This is a genomic window from Arthrobacter sp. 10N418 (genome assembly GCF_056394725.1).
The window spans coordinates 153844-169124 of record NZ_JBFTIK010000001.1 but is presented as its reverse complement, the minus strand read 5'-3'; the positions used below and the strand labels follow the sequence as shown (position 1 = coordinate 169124).

General features: G+C 68.5%; 10 protein-coding genes and 1 tRNA gene. 4 read left to right on the top strand and 7 right to left on the bottom strand.

What is annotated here, in order from left to right:
* Positions 1-4: 4 nt before the first annotated feature.
* On the bottom strand, positions 5-1492 hold the full coding sequence (gene glmU / locus AC1DCZ_RS00740; RefSeq protein WP_476972957.1) for a bifunctional UDP-N-acetylglucosamine diphosphorylase/glucosamine-1-phosphate N-acetyltransferase GlmU: 1488 nt from the start codon (positions 1490-1492) through the stop codon (positions 5-7).
* A gap of 208 nt (positions 1493-1700) precedes the next feature.
* A tRNA-Gln gene (locus AC1DCZ_RS00735) sits at positions 1701-1772 on the bottom strand.
* Between the two features lie 200 nt (positions 1773-1972).
* On the opposite strand from AC1DCZ_RS00735, the gene AC1DCZ_RS00730 reads away from it, so the two are divergent.
* Positions 1973-2572: a TetR/AcrR family transcriptional regulator gene (locus tag AC1DCZ_RS00730; protein ID WP_476973076.1), complete on the top strand. Its 600-nt coding sequence runs from the start codon at positions 1973-1975 to the stop codon at positions 2570-2572.
* An 853-nt stretch (positions 2573-3425) separates the two neighbouring features.
* Here the strand turns inward: AC1DCZ_RS00730 and AC1DCZ_RS00725 are convergent.
* The 5 genes from AC1DCZ_RS00725 to AC1DCZ_RS00705 form a co-directional block, all read right to left on the bottom strand.
* Positions 3426-5255 carry an ABC-F family ATP-binding cassette domain-containing protein gene (locus AC1DCZ_RS00725; RefSeq protein ID WP_476972956.1) on the bottom strand — a complete coding sequence of 610 codons (1830 nt, stop codon included), beginning with the start codon at positions 5253-5255 and terminating at the stop codon, positions 3426-3428.
* 84 nt (positions 5256-5339) lie between these two features.
* Complete coding sequence (locus tag AC1DCZ_RS00720; RefSeq protein ID WP_476894921.1) at positions 5340-6302, bottom strand: 4-(cytidine 5'-diphospho)-2-C-methyl-D-erythritol kinase; 963 nt, start codon at positions 6300-6302, stop codon at positions 5340-5342.
* 175 nt (positions 6303-6477) lie between these two features.
* Positions 6478-7365, bottom strand: coding sequence for a 16S rRNA (adenine(1518)-N(6)/adenine(1519)-N(6))-dimethyltransferase RsmA (gene rsmA / locus AC1DCZ_RS00715; protein ID WP_476972955.1), 888 nt, complete (start codon positions 7363-7365; stop codon positions 6478-6480).
* A 103-nt stretch (positions 7366-7468) separates the two neighbouring features.
* The gene (locus AC1DCZ_RS00710) at positions 7469-8653 is read right to left on the bottom strand and encodes a ubiquitin-like domain-containing protein (protein WP_476972954.1); all 1185 of its coding nucleotides are present in this window, start codon (positions 8651-8653) and stop codon (positions 7469-7471) included.
* A 281-nt stretch (positions 8654-8934) separates the two neighbouring features.
* On the bottom strand, positions 8935-9822 hold the full coding sequence (locus AC1DCZ_RS00705) for a TatD family hydrolase (RefSeq protein ID WP_476972953.1): 888 nt from the start codon (positions 9820-9822) through the stop codon (positions 8935-8937).
* 237 nt (positions 9823-10059) lie between these two features.
* Here AC1DCZ_RS00705 and AC1DCZ_RS00700 point away from each other — a divergent pair, with 237 nt between their 5' ends.
* The 3 genes from AC1DCZ_RS00700 to AC1DCZ_RS00690 are packed head-to-tail and all read left to right on the top strand — an operon-like array spanning position 10060 to position 15280.
* Positions 10060-11211 carry an AAA family ATPase gene (locus tag AC1DCZ_RS00700; protein WP_476972952.1) on the top strand — a complete coding sequence of 384 codons (1152 nt, stop codon included), beginning with the start codon at positions 10060-10062 and terminating at the stop codon, positions 11209-11211.
* A 14-nt stretch (positions 11212-11225) separates the two neighbouring features.
* A complete protein-coding gene (locus tag AC1DCZ_RS00695; protein WP_476972951.1) occupies positions 11226-12683 on the top strand; it encodes a DUF58 domain-containing protein in 1458 nt (485 codons plus the stop codon).
* On the top strand, positions 12680-15280 hold the full coding sequence (locus AC1DCZ_RS00690; RefSeq protein ID WP_476972950.1) for a transglutaminase TgpA family protein: 2601 nt from the start codon (positions 12680-12682) through the stop codon (positions 15278-15280). Before AC1DCZ_RS00695 ends, AC1DCZ_RS00690 begins: the two co-directional genes overlap by 4 nt.
* Position 15281: the final 1 nt, after the last annotated feature.

Here is a 15281-nt window from a genome sequence, read left to right as displayed (position 1 = left end):
ATTGCTAGCCCTCTTCTGTCGGTGCCGGAGTAGTGGAGGATGTTGGGGCGCCTGCGGCCTCGGCCAGGTTGGCGGAGAGCGTGCCCGGGCGGTTCGCCGGGACCCAGCCTTCCGCGTTCCGCTGCTTGGCCAGTGACAGGGCCAGGGCGCCTGCCGGGACGTCGTGGCGGATCACTGCGCCGGCACCGCTGTACGCGCCGTCGCCCACCTGGACGGGCGCGACGAAAACGGTGTTGGAGCCGGTGCGCACGCCGGAGCCGATGACCGTTCGGTGCTTCTTCTCGCCGTCGTAGTTGGCCGTGATATTGCCGCAGCCGATGTTCGTGTCCTCGCCGATTTCCGCGTCTCCCGCGTAGCCGAGGTGGGAGAGCTTGGAGCCCCGGCCGATCGTGACGTTCTTGGTCTCGTAGAAGGCGCCGATCTTGCCGGTCTCGCCCAGGACGGTGCCGGGGCGCAGGTACGTGAAGGGACCGACGCTGGACTTCGCGCCGATCGTGGAGCCGGAACCGTGGGTACGGGTCACCGTGGCGCCCTCACCCACGTGGACGTCGGTCAGGGTCGTATCCGGACCGACGACGGCGTCGCGCGCCACTGTGGTGGCGCCGTGCAGCTGGGTGTTGGGCAGGAGCCGGACGTCCTCGCCGAGCGTCACCGTGGAATCGATCCAGGTGCTCGCCGGATCCACGACCGTCACGCCGGCACGCATCCAGGCCTCCACGGTGCGGCGGTTGTGTTCGGCACCGAGGGCCGACAACTGGACGCGGTCGTTGGCGCCTTCGACTTGCCAGCGGTCTTCCGTGACGACGGCGGCGACGCGTCCCCCGGCCTCGCGGGCCAGGCCCAGGACATCGGTGAGGTATTTCTCGCCCTGGGCGTTGTCGGTGGTGACGTGGGCCAGCGAGTCACGCAGCACGGCGGCGTCGAAGGCGTAGATGCCGGAGTTGACCTCGCGGATCCCGCGTTCCGTGTCCGTGGCATCCTTGTGTTCACGGATGCCGGTGACTGTGCCGTCCGCGGCCCGGAGGATCCGGCCGTAGCCGGTGGCGTCGTCCAGGACTGCCGTGAGGACGGTGACGGCGTTGCCCTCGGCCTCGTGGGTGGCGACCAGCTCGGCGAGAAGCTGGCCGGTAAGCAGGGGGACGTCGCCGTAGGTGACGACAACCGTTCCGCTCAGCCGTGCTTCGGGGTGGAGCGAGTCGAGGGCGTCGAGGGCGGCCTCGACGGCGCGTCCGGTGCCGGGCACCTCGTCCTGGTCGACGATCAGGGCACCGGGGTCGACCGCGGCGATGTGGGCGGCGACGAGGTCACGCTCGTGCCGGACGACGAGAGCGAGCTCGCGCGGGTGAACGGTGCGGGCCGCCAGGAGGGCGTGGCCGACGAGGGACCGGCCGCCGATCTCATGGAGGATCTTGGGGGTACGGGATTTCATCCGGGTACCGGCACCTGCAGCTAGGACGATGACGGCGGCTGGGCCGGTGTTCTCGGGGCTCACGTACGGGCTCTCCTTGCTCAGTGGCTTAGCTCATGCCTCTGCTGGGTGTTTCTGGTTCGCCCCGCGGCCGGGGTCCTGGTGCACCTCGGTTGCCGGTTCCGCGCGGCCATGTCCGGACCGGGAATCCGGTCACGGCGTCAGATTCATCCTACGTGACTCCTGCAGGAATCCGCCCGCCGGGGCATCCTCACGCCTCATCCCACGACGGTTCCGCCCATAGGACTCGAACCTATACTCCACGGCTCCAAAGGCCGGGGTGCTGCCATTACACCAGAGCGGACCGTGCCAGGCCTTGAGCCTGTGGCACGAGAACCAATTCTGCCACGAAGATTGAACGTCATGCGACTCAGCGCGCGCAGCCGAGACGGCACGCCGTTAGGGCATGATGGACCTGTGAGCAAGAGTGCAGGCGCAGCCGACGGGGCGGACAGCCCGAGCGGCAGGCCAGGGCAGGCCCCCGGCTACATACCCAGGCCCCGGATGACGGGCCAGCAGCGCCGCACCCAGTTGATCGGAATCGGCCGCGGGCTATTCGCCGTGCGCGGCCTCGACGGCACCACCATCGAGGAAATCGCAGCATCCGCGGGCGTTTCCAAACCCGTGATCTACGAGCACTTCGGGTCCAAGGAGGGGCTGTACACGCAGGTGGTCGAGTACGAATTCCGGATCCTGCTCACCTCCATCAACGACTCCCTGGCCGAGGACGCCAAGCCCCGCGTCCTGGTGGAGCGGGCAACCCTTGCCCTGCTGACGTACATCGAGGACCGTACCGACGGCTTCCGCATCCTCATGCGCGACGCGCCGCCATCGCAGCCTGAAGGTGCGTTCTCTACCCTGCTCTCCCATGTGACGGCACGCGTGGAGCACATCCTGGAGGACGAGCTTGCCCGGCGGGGCTTCAGCACTGCCGACGGCGCCATGTACGCCCAGATGCTGGTCGGGATGGTCGCCATGACCGGCCAGTGGTGGCAGGACAGCCGCCAGCCGGACAAGCGCGAAGTTGCTGCGCACCTGGTCAACCTGGCCTGGAACGGTCTGACGGGGCTGCAGAAGGAACCCGGGCTCCGCAGCCAGGAGTGAGTCCCGGGGCCGTCCGCTGCTCGCTTGCCGCTTGCCGCCGCGGGACATGCCCTCCCCGGGCCTCCACCAAGGAGCATGTCCTGAGAGATTCCAGCGCTCCGCGGGACATGCCCGCCCCTGGCCCCGAGGAATGGACATGGCGCCAATATGTCCATCCCCGGCCTGCATCAAAGAGCATGTCCTGAGAGATTCCAGCGCTCCGCGGGACATGCCCTCCCCCGGCCCCGAGGAATGGACATGGCGCCAATATGTCCATCCCCGGCCTGCACCAAAGAGCATGTCCTGAAGGTTCTGGGCACACCGGGGAGCATGTCCATCCCTCGCCTTCACCGCGGGACATGCCCAACCCTCCCCGGCAGCGAGGCCCCCCGAGCGCTCCGCGGGACATGCCCAACCCTCCCCGGCAGCGAGGCCCCCCGAGCGCTCCGCGGGACATGCCCAACCCTCCCCGGCAGCGAGGCCCCCCGAGCGCTCCGCGGGACATGCCCTCCCCCGGCCGCCAGGAATGGACATATCACCAACTTGCCCATCCCCGGCCTCCACCAAAGAGCATGTCCTGAAGGTTCCGGGCTCAAAGGGGAGCATGTCCATCCCGCGCCTTCGCCGAGGGACATGCCCAGAGGGTTTTGGACCCAGGGCTTGTCCTGAGGGTTTAGCCAGAGGGTTTCAGTTAACCCAGGGCTTGTCCACAGGGCTTGTCCAGAGGGTTTCAGCTAACCCAGGGCCTGTCCTTAGGGTTTAGCCAGAGCGTTTGCGTGAGCCGGGGACATGTCCAGCCGTACCGCAGCCCACTGAGCATGTCCCCACGGAGCGCCAGCCATCATGTCCCAAGGCCCACCGGGACACCAGCGGACTACTCCCCCAGGACCTCGAGGGCCTGAAGCCATTCGAGTTCCAGGGCCTCGCGTTCGCTGGCGAGGCCCTGGAGCTTGCTGTTAAGGCCGGCGAGCTCATCGAATTTGCTGGCATCCCCGGCACCGGCCGTCATCTGGGCGTGGATCTTGTCCTCCTGCTGCTTGAGCTTGCCCAGCTGGCGGTCGATCCGGTTCTTGGCCTTGCGGGCGTCGCGCTTCTCGGCCTCCGAAGGGCCGGCGACGGCGGGGGCGGAACCAGCACTGGAGGAGGTGACCGGGTTGCCGCCGCCGGTGATGGTGGAGCCCGCCATCGTGGCTTCCCGCAGCTCCAGATACTGGTCCACGCCGCGTGGCAGGGCACGGATCCTGCCGTCGCCGAGCAGCGCCATCTGGTGGTCCGTGACGCGCTCGAGCAGGTAGCGGTCGTGGCTGACGACCACTAGCGTCCCGGGCCAGCCGTCCAGGACGTCCTCGACTGCTGCCAGGGTGTCGGTGTCGAGGTCATTGGTCGGTTCGTCCAGCATGAGCACGTTGGGCTCGCCGACGAGCAGGCGCAGGAGCTGGAGGCGGCGCCGTTCGCCACCGGAGAGGTCCCTGACCGGGGTCCACTGCTTCTCGTTCGTGAAGCCAAGCTGCTCCACGAGTTGTCCGGCCGTGAATTCCTTGCCGCCCACATTGAAGGAACGCTTCTCACGCTCGATCACTTCGATCACGCGCAGGTCCGAGACGTCGTCGAGTTCCTTAACCTCCTGGGACAGCACGGCGGTGACGACCGTCTTGCCGCGCTTGACCTTGCCCGAGGTGGGCTCGATTTCGCCGTTGAGGAGCTTCAGCAGGGTGGTCTTGCCGGCGCCGTTGACGCCCACGAGACCCAGCCGCTCACCCGGGGCGAGCCGCAGGGTGATGTTGTCGAAGAGTTTCTGGCCGGGTTCGCCGCCAAGGAAGTCGAGGGAGACGTTTTCCAGGTCCAGCACGTCTTTGCCGAGCCGGGCCGTGGCCATCTTGCTCAGCGCCGTCGAGTCGCGCGGCTCGGGGACGTCGGCGATCAGGGCGTTGGCCGCCTCGATCCGGAACTTCGGCTTGGCGGTGCGGGCCGGGGCACCGCGGCGCAGCCAGGCGAGCTCCTTCTTCACGAGCTGCTGACGCTTGCTTTCCACCACGGAAGCGGAGCGGTCACGTTCGGCGCGCGCCAGCACATAGGCGGCGTAGCCGCCGTCGAACGGGTCCATGATGCCGTCGTGGATTTCCCAGGTCTTGGTGCAGACTTCGTCGAGGAACCAGCGGTCGTGGGTGACGACGAGGAAGGCGCCCTGGTTGGCCCGCCAGCGGGTCTTCAGGTGCCGGGACAGCCACGCGACGCCTTCGACGTCGAGGTGGTTGGTCGGCTCGTCGAGCATGATGACGTCGTGGTCCTCGATCAGCAGCTTCGCCAGCGCCACCCGGCGCTTCTGCCCGCCGGAGAGCGCGTGGACGTTGGCGTGCCAGTCGACGTCGGACACGAGTCCGCCCATCACCTCGCGGATCTGGGGATTGCGGGCCCATTCGTAGTCCGCCTGGTCCCCGACGATGGCGGCGCCGACGGTGAGGTCGCCGTCGAGTACGTCGCTCTGATCCAGATAGCCGATGTTGACCTCGCTGCGCTTGGTCACCCGGCCGGAGTCCGGGGTGGAGCGCATGGCCAGCAGCCGCATGAGGGTCGATTTGCCGTCGCCGTTGCGGCCCACCATGCCGATCCGGTCGCCCTCTTCCAGGCCGAGGGTGATGCCGTCGAGGACGGTGCGGGTTGCATACGAGACCGTGAGGTTCTCGCCGCCGAGCAGGTGTGCCACTGGGAACTGCTTTCTTAGGTGTATCGGTGAGGTGGATCAGTGCTGTGTTGGGATGAAATGTTGCGTCCGGGAGCGCAGAAGCTCCTAAAGGAGCGTATCGGAGATGATGCGTGCACCGTGCACCGGGCCGTGGACGGCCAGGGCGTCAAGGCCGTGGTGGCGGAGGTCCTCGGCCAGGCCTGCGGCCGCGGCCGGGCTGTGCGCGAGGAAGGCCACGGTGGGTCCCGAGCCGGAGACGATTCCTGCGATGGCGCCGCAGGCTTCGCCGAGTCCGAGGGTGTCCCGCAGTCCGGGGGCCAGCTCGATGGAGGCGCGCTGGAGGTCGTTGACCAGGACCCGGCTCAGGGCGTCGGCGTCCCCGCTGCGCAGCGCCGTGAGGACTCCGGGGTCCACGGCAGTGGGTTCATCGATCGCCACGCCTTCGGCGGCGCGCAGCCGGTCCAGGGTCCGGAAGACCTCGGGGGTGGGCAGGCCGAAGTCGGCCGTGACGAGCACCCAGTCGGTCTGGGCCTTCACGAGGGCCGGCGAGAGGTCATCGCCCACGCCCAGTCCGACGGCGGTGCCGCCGAGGAGCGAGAACGGGACGTCCGCGCCGAGTTCGGCGGCCAGATGTGCCAGCTCGTCGCGGGAGAGTCCGCTGTTCCACAGCGCATCACAGGCCAGCAGTGTGGCGGCGGCGTCGGCAGAACCGCCGCCCATGCCGCCGGCGACGGGTACCCGCTTGGTGATTTCGAGGTGGACGCCCGTGGAATGCTCCGAGACGTCGGTCATGATGGCTGCGGCCTTGTGCGCCAGGTTGCGTTCGTCGAGGGGAATGTCCACGTCGTCCAGGTCCAGCGTGCTGGCCGGGCTGATGCTGACGGTAATCTTCCCGGTGTCCGTGCTGGTGGCGGCGACTTCTTCGTAGAGGGAAACGGCCAGATAGACACTTGCCACCGAGTGGTATCCGTCCGCACGCAGCGGTCCGACGTCCAGTGAGACGTTTACCTTGCCGGGAGCCTTGACCCGAACAGTCCTCGCGGCAAAGCGCCCTCTCACTGCGTTCATGGCTCCACGCTATGGCATCGCGGGCTCCGCCTCCAAGCATGCGACGGAAGCACCGTGCCTTTCGGCCACCCGGGAGGGTGCCCTTCGGCCGCCGGCGGCGTGCCCGGCGGCGTGCCCGGCGGCGCTCCGGAGAGGCGCTTCGGAGAGGCGCCGGACCGGCTCCCAGGAGACGTGCTCAGGCCTCGGGCAGGGCGTGTGCTTCGGCGATCCTGGCGAATGCCGCAACGTCGATTACTTCGCCGCGCGCGGCGGGGTCGACGCCGGCGGCCCGGAGGCACCGTTCGGCCTCGGCAGCGCTGCCGGCCCAGCCGGCCAGCGCAGCGCGCAGCGTTTTGCGGCGCTGCGCGAAAGCGGCATCGATGACGGCGAAGACCTGTTCCCGGGTGGCCGTGGTGACAGGTGGTTCGCGGCGCGTGAACGCGACGAGTCCGGAGTGGATCTTCGGCGCAGGCCAGAAGACGTTCATGCCGATCACGCCGGCCTTGCGCATGCTGCTGTACCAGGCGGCCTTGACCGAGGGCACACCGTAGGTCTTGGACCCGGGCCCTGCGGCGAGCCTGTCGGCAACCTCGTCCTGGACCATCACCAGCCCGTGGCGGAGGCTCGGGAAATGCTGCAGGAGATGCAGGACCACCGGAACGGCGACGTTGTACGGCAGATTCGCCACGAGGGCGGTCGGTTCGACCGGAAGCTGCGTCACCTTCATGGCGTCGGCCAGCACGAGGTGGAAGTTCCCGACGGCGCCGGCCCGCCATTCGCTGACCGTGTCCGGGAGCCGGGCGGCCAGGACCGGATCGATTTCGACGGCGACGACGGTCCGTGCGGCGTCCAGCAGGCCCAGGGTGAGCGATCCCAGCCCGGGTCCGACCTCGAGAACTGTTTCATCGGCATGGATGTCCGCGGCGGCAACGATCCGCCGGATCGTGTTTCCGTCAATGACGAAGTTCTGGCCCAGGGTCTTGGTGGGGCGGACTCCGATTTCCTCGGCCAGCCGGCGGATGTCGGAGGCCCCCATGAGTGATGCGGGCGCGTTTCCGGGGGCGGAGGGGATCGGTTCAGTCACCTAGGTATCCTATCCCGTCCGGGCATGGCACAGGCCGGGTCCGGAGATCCGGACCCGGCCTGTGCCGGGCAATGCAGCCGTGGTCAGCCGCGGAACCCTTGGGTTAGCTGGAGGCGGCCCAGCCGCAGCCCCAGGGACGCAGCCCTGCCTTGGCGTAGTACGTGTTGGCTACCGCGATCTGCTGACCCTTCGAAGCCTGGCTGGCGTTCGGGGCGTAGGCTCCGCCGCCGTTGGCCAGCCACGAGGAAACGTCGAACTGCAGTCCGCCGTAGTAGCCGTTGCCGGAGTTGATGGACCAGTTGCCGCCGGACTCGCACTGCGCGATCTTGTCCCACATGGCTTCGTTCATCATCGCCGGGGCTGCGGCGCCGGTGTTGCCGGCAGCCGGAGCCGCCGCAGGCTTGGGCTTGTCCTTGGTGCCGACGGTGACCTTTTCGGTGACCGGCTGGGCGCTGACGGACTCTGACACGAGCGTGCGGGACGCTTCGCGGCCGTCTACGAGAACCAGTTTGAACGTCTTCTTGCTGCTGCCGGCTACGCCCGCCTGGGTGGTTGTCTTCTCACCCTTGAACATGTCGGCGCTCTCGGTGGTGAGGGTCTCGAACGGGAGGGAATCGGTGACGTCGGCCGTCTTGCTGGCGTCGACGCGGGAAACTTTGATGACCATGTCATTGACAACCGGGGCATTCCCCGGCTGGGAGGTGCGGTCGCTGGCGCCCAGCGACAGACCGGCGTCGGCGAGTACCTGGGCGACCGTGGCAGCCGTCGTGGTGGCCTTGGTGGCCTTGCCGTCCGCGACGATGCTCACGGTTTTCGGCGTCGAAATGGCCACGAAGGAACCGGAGACGGACAACTGGGCGTCCTTGGGGACGGAAACCTGCGAGGCGCTGGCGACGCCGAGTTCCGTCACGAGCCCTTCAACGGTGGGCGAGGTGGTGCTGATGGTACGCTCCGCGCCGTCCAGGCTGACCTTGACGGCCTTGGCAAGGTTGACGTTGATGACGGACCCGTCCTGCACATGGGAGTCCACCGAAGGCGACACCCTGTCGGAGGGCTGCAGTTCAACTTTGGCGCCCTTGACCACCTGGCCGACGGTGCCGCCGAATGTCTGGACGGAGCTCACTTTCCCGTCGACGTTGAGTGTGATCGTCTTGTTGTTGCCGACAAAGGCCACCAGGCCCAGCACGAGTGCCACGAGCACAACAAGCTGCGAACCGACCTTGACGAAGCTGATCTTTCCGTCCGATGTGAAGAACTTGACCACGATTGCCCGAATCTCTTGGACCATCCGGGCACGGGGAAAAGCGCACGGAACCACCCTCCGCAAACGCCCCAGGGGCAGCCCCGGACGGGGTCCGGCGGTTCGCGGCAGATGCGTGCACTGCCACACTCACAAACGAGAGCGCACATGTGGTTCGATTGCCACGATGCACGCCCTGCTGGAGTGAAAATATCCGAAGGCCTTCCCCGACCCCGGCTAATAGTTGTCCACTGTAACCGTAGCGTTATAAAGCAGCCAAGATTTTGTGCATACCCGGTATTCTCGAGGGGAGGCCGAAAACGGACGTTTCAGTCCCAGGATCCGTATGCCTGCACCGTATTTCCGGCAATTTGCGCACACAGCCCGGATAGCTCGGACCCAGTCAATTCCGCCATGGCCCGGACGGTGTAGGGAACCATGTAACTTGCATTGGGACGGCCCCGGTGCGGGTGCGGGGTCAGGAAGGGCGCATCGGTCTCGACAAGGAGCCTCCCGGGCTCGGCGATGGCGAGGGCGTCGCGCAGATTCGATGCGTTCTTGAACGTCAGGGTTCCGGCGAAGGACATATACCAGCCCTCCGTGTTGCAGATCCGGGCCAGCTCCCCGCCACCTGAGAAACAGTGGAAAACCACCCGCTCGGGTGGGCCCTCTTCCCGCAGGACCTGGACGACGTCGTCGTGGGCGTCCCGGTCGTGGATCTGCAGGGTCAGTCCGAGCCGCTTGGCGATGTCGATGTGGCGCCGGAACGAATACCGCTGGTGGGCGAGCCCCTCGCCTTCGGTCCGGAAAAAATCGAGGCCGGTTTCGCCGATCGCCCGGATCCGCGGGTGCGAGGCGAGCGCCTCGATCTCGGCCAGGGCTCCCTCCAGCTCCCCGCGGCGGGCGTACTCGGGGGCATCATTCGGGTGGATCGCGACGGCGCCCAGCAGCCGGCGGTCCGCCTCGACGGCCTTGAGGGTAAACCTGGATGATTCGAGGTCGCACCCCACCTGGACGGCCCCCTGGACGCCAACTGCCTCCGCCGCGTCGAGTGCGTCCTTGACGCTGACGGTCAACTCCGCGTCGGGGAAGTCAAGGTGCGTGTGGTTGTCCATGACCGCGACCGGAAGGGGCTCGGGCGCCGGCGGATAGCCGCTACGTCCGGCGCCGTCATTTCCAGGTGCTCGGAACGGGGCGGGGGTGCGGGGGTTCAGCATCCTTCTACCCTAACCGGGCGGCCCACGCTTCGCGCCGGGGCCGCCGACCGTATTAACACCCTCACGTTAATAAGCCCCGGATCTTCCGGGCTCCAGCGGCAGAGAATTGCGCGGAACTCTCTGTCAAGCCCGGCAGTTGTGTTAGTACTCTGATAGCAATACAGGCAAACACCCGATGAGGGGCCCGGCAGCGGTTGCCGATCCGTTACGGGACCCACCAGGGCTGAAAGGCTGCCGATGGACTACCACAGCACTACCGTAGGCGACGTTCTCCCTGACGGAGAGGCGTTCGCGGATGATTCCAGCTTTGACCGGCGCGCCGCGGAGCGCCTGTCCGCGCCGCGCGCGCCGGGGTCCATGGACGCCGAGGCATTCCACGCGGCCAGCACACGGATCCTCGCGGCCATCAACACCGTCATCGACGGCAAGGCCGAGGCCGCCAAGCTGGCCCTCACCGTGCTGCTGGCCCAGGGGCACCTGCTGCTCGAGGATGTCCCCGGTGTGGGCAAGACGCTGCTCGCCAAGACCCTGGCCCGCAGCATCGACTGCTCCGTCAGCCGGATCCAGTTCACCCCTGACCTGCTGCCCTCCGATGTGACGGGCGTGTCGATCTATGACCAGTCGTCCCGGAGCTTCGAGTTCCGGCCCGGAGCCGTCTTCGCCAACATCGTGATCGGCGACGAGATCAACCGCGCCTCCGCGAAGACCCAGTCGGCCTTGCTTGAATGCATGGAGGAACATCAGGTCACGGTCGACGGCAAGTCCTACAAACTCGATGAGCCGTTCATGGTGGTGGCAACGCAGAACCCCATCGAGATGGAGGGCACCTACCCGCTTCCGGAGGCGCAGCGCGACCGTTTCATGGCCCGGATTTCCATGGGCTACCCGGACAAGGACTCCGAGATGGAGATGCTGGAAACGCATCAGGCATCGTCCCCGCTGACCCGGGTGACCGCCGTCGTCACTGCGGCCGAGGTGGCCGCCATGATCGCCACCGTTCAGCAGGTCTATGTGTCCCGGTCGATCAAGGAATACACCGTGTCCCTGGGCCGGGCCACGCGTGAGAGCGGGATGCTCAGGCTGGGCGCCAGCCCCCGCTCCATGCTGCAGCTGCTGCGCGCGGCCAAGGCCACGGCTGCGCTGGAGGGCCGGGACTTCGTGCTCCCGGACGACGTCGTGAGCGTCGCCGAAGCCGTGCTGGCTCACCGGATCATCCTCGACCGCAAGGCCGCCAGCACGGGCGAGACGCCGCAAAGCGTCATCCGTGCGATCCTGGCCCGGATTCCCGTCAGCCCGGACGTGGCTGCCGCCGCCCCTGCCAGGGCCGGCCGCGCCGCGCGTGACAGGGCAGCCCTGGCGCAGTCGCCCACTCTGCCGAACCGCGGCTAGGATCCGGACCCGCCGTGGCGCTGACGGTTCGGTTCCGGCACATCTTCAGCACGCGCGGCTGGGGCATGATTGCCGCGGGAGCAACCTGCCTCCTCGCGGCGCAGGTGATGGGGCGCCGTGACCTGCTGGCGCTGGCGAGCCTGCTGCTGGTCTTGCCGCTGTTGTCCCTGGCCGGAACGCGCATGCTCAAGCCAAAGTTCCAGGTGTACCGGGAATTCAGTCCCCCGTCGGTCGAGACGTCGGCCAGGACAACGGTCCGCCTGGCCGTGGCCCGGACCGGAGCCGGGGCCGGCCAGGCGGTCATGGAAGAGCACTTGCCCGCACGGTTCGGGCAATCCCCTGCCTTCCGTTTCCCGGCACGCTCGGCTACGGGCGGCACCAGCCGCTACGAGTACCATTTGCGCTCAGGCAAGCGCGGCCAGTTCCTGATCGGACCGGTGACAGCCGAATTCAGTGATCCGTTCGGGCTGTCAGTCCACCGCCATGCGATCGACGACGGCCACATCCTCACCGTCACTCCCGCCGCGGTCGAACTGCCCGTGACCGGGCTCGCCGGTGCCCGCGGGAACGACGGCGTCACGGCCACACGAATCCGGGCCAACCCGAGCGACGACGACGTGATGACCCGCGAATACCGTCATGGCGATCCGCTGCGCCGCGTGCACTGGGCCGCGACAGCACGCCATGGAGCGCTCATGGTGCGCCAGGAGGAGTCCGTCACCACGCCGGAGGCCACCATCATCCTGGACCACCGTCTCGCGGCCCACGCCCGCGGCGCGTCTGCCCACGGAGCGTTTGCCCACGGCGCCGGCTCCGGGTTGGCCGGGAGCCAGGGCGGTGACGGCCATGAGCTCGTCACCAGTGAGACCTTTGAGTGGGCGGTTACGGCGGCGATATCCATCGGCACGCATCTCTCGGAGCGCAACTACGCCCTGCGCATCCTCGATGCCGCGGGCGAACCTGCGTTCCTCCATTCGCCCTCCGCACCGGATCCCCAAGCCGAGGAGTACCTTGGGGCGTCCGGGCTGCAGTCCGTTGCGGAGAGCCTGGCCGCCATCCAGCTCTCCGGGGCGCCTTACCCCCGGCGGGACACTCCGGCCCCTTCCCGCCGGGCGGGCACCGCCGCGACCGACACCGGCCCGGAACCGTTTGATGACAGGCTCATGGACAAGCTCTCCGCCCACCGGCTGCGGGGTCCGGTCCTGGCGATCCTGGGGAACCTGTCCCTGCCGGACGCCCGGGCACTGGCCCCCGCAGCCGGGTTCGGCGCCAACGCCTTTGCGCTGCTGGTCACGGACCAGGCGCAGGATTCCGGCAGCGTCCTCGCTGCGCTGCGCCTTGGCGGGTGGCGGGCGGTGGCCGTATCTGCCTCGGCGCCGCTGCCGGCGGCCTGGGCCGCCTTCGACCAGGACGAGGCCGGGATGGATTCGGCCGCTGCCGATGTGCGCCGTGGATCCGCAGGCCGGCCATGACCCTGGCACCGCAGCGCAACTCCGGCCGGCTTGACGGTTCTTCCACCACCGGAGCAGGCGATCCCACCGTCCCTGGCCCGGGGGCTCCTGCCGCGCGGGAGGGAGCCGGCGCGCAGCCCTGGGTCAAGGGCATCGCCGTCGCTGCGGCCGTCGCCGGAGCAGCGCTGGGCATCAACGGAGTCGTTCGGGGATGGGCCTGGTACTCCCCCGTGCTGACCACCGTCCTGGCCGTCGCGTTTGCCATGGCGGCACTGCGGGCCCTCCGGCTCCGCGATTCTTTGGTGGCTGCCGGCGGCTTCGCGGCGCTCATCCTTGTCCTGACGTTCACGTTCTTCCGGCAGCACAGCATTGCGGGGCTCATTCCTTCCGCCGACACGATGGCCCAGCTGGGGAAATTCCTGCGCCGGACCATCGAAACGGTCCTCTCCGAGAGTTCCCCCGTCGCCCCCAACGCCGGAATCGTCATGGTCATCTGCGCGGTCCTGGGGCTCCTGGTGATCCTGGTGGACACGCTTGCATTCCCGCTCGGGCTGCCGGCCACCAGCGGGCTGGGGGTTCTGGCGGTCCTCGTGGCTCCTGCCATGATCAAGCCACAGAGCGTGGGCCTGCTGGGGTTCGCCGGCGCCACGATCGGCTACCTGCTGATTCTGGCGTGCAGCGAGTGGTTCAGCCCGAACTCCCGCGCCACCCCGGCCGACACCGCCCGAAGCCCGGGACAGTTCCGGCGGGCGGCTGTGACGGGGGCCCTGGCACTTGCCGTCACCCTCCTGCTGCAGCTGGTCCTTCCCGGCTTTGACCAGGGCACCTTTCCCCAAGGATCGCGGCTGAACCCCTTCGGCACGGCCAGCGGCCTGAACCCCATGATTAGCCTGGGCAACAGCCTGCGCAGCCCCTCCGGCGACGGCAGGATCACCTTCGCGACAAACGCGCCCACGGTTCCCTATCTCCGCTCCGTCACCGTGGACAGTTTCGACGGTGATTCCTGGGCGCCGGATGACCGCGAAGCGGCCCGCCGCCTCGGGACCGGGCGGATGGACTCCGGGCTGAACCCGGCCACGGCGGAGCTCCTGGTGGTCACCGCGGTCAGCACGGGCCAGTTCACGAGCCCCTATCTTCCTGCCCCCTACGCACCCGTTGCCGTCAACGGACTCACAGGACGTTGGAGCTGGGATCCGGCCACGCTGAGCATCAAGGGAGTCGACACCAATTCCCACGCCCAGCAGTATGTGGTCACGTCCGCCGCCCCGCAGCTCACGCCCGGGCTCCTGGCGCAGAGTTCGGGGCCGGTGCAGGGGATACCTGATGTGTTCATCCGTCCCCCGGCAAACGTTCCGGAGATCGTGCGGACGACGGCGGATTCAGTCACCTCTGGCTTAAGCACGCCGTATGCCCGGGCGATGGCCATCCAGAAGTACCTGCGCTCGTCCGAGTTCAGCTACTCCCTGCAGTCCCCCGTGCAGGGCGGCTACGACGGCAACGGGCTGTCCGTGCTGGCGGACTTCCTGACGCAAAAGAGCGGCTACTGCATCCATTTCGCCTCGGCCATGGCCGTGATGGCCAGGCTTGAGGGGATTCCCAGCCGGATCGCCGTTGGCTACGCCCCGGGCCGGCCCACGGGCGCCACGGTGTCCGTGCCGGGTCAAGGCGCGCTGCCGGAGTTCGAGGTGGACGCCCGGGACGCGCATGCATGGCCGGAGCTCTACTTCCAGGGCCTCGGCTGGGTCGCTTTCGAACCGACCCCTTCCCGGGGCGTGGTCCCGGCGTACGCCTCCGAAACCTCCGCACCCGACGGCGCCAGCACCAACGACACCAACGACAGCCTGACGCCCAAAAACCAGGCCAGCCCGGCGGCCATACCCTCCCTCTCCCCCGTCCCGCTCCCAGGCTCAGGAGCAACAGCGGGCACGGGAAGCCAGCTGGCACCCGCGCTCTACAGCGCCGGCGCTGTGGCAGTACTGGTGTTGCTGGTGATCTCCCCCCGGCTCGCGCGCGCCGGCCTGCGGCGGCGCAGGCTAAGGGCGTCCGGCAACCCGGGCCCGGCTGGCGGATCAGCTGGCGGATCGGCCCAGCCGGCCTGGGCGGAGCTCCAGGCGCTCGCGGCGGACTACGGCGTGGCGCCGGGCACCAGCGAGACACCGCGGCACTTCTCCGAGCGGATGCGCTCCTCCGCGGCCCTCGGGGAACCTGGCGGCATGGACGCGCCGGGACACCATGCCGTCGCGGCCCTGACCGCGGACTTCGAACGCCAGCAGTATGGCCGGCCGGCCGCCGGACCCGCCGCCGGGTCCGGGCTATCCGGGACCTATGCGTCCGCTGCTGGCGGTTCCCGGGCCGACGATTCGGCGGCTGGCGGTTTCCGGGCGGACGATTCGGCGTCGGCCAGGATTGCCCTCGTGGAGGCCGCCCTGCGGGGCAACGCCAAGCCGTTGGTGCGCCTGCGCGCCGTGTGGCTGCCGCCGTCGGTCATGTCCGGCTGGCGGCGCTCGGCCTACGCGCCCTTGGGTGCCGTGTCCCGGACGGCAAAACGCACCCGGCGCGGCCTCGCGGGATCCTGGATGAGGACCCGCGATGCCGTGCGCCGGGTGCGCCGTGGTTAGC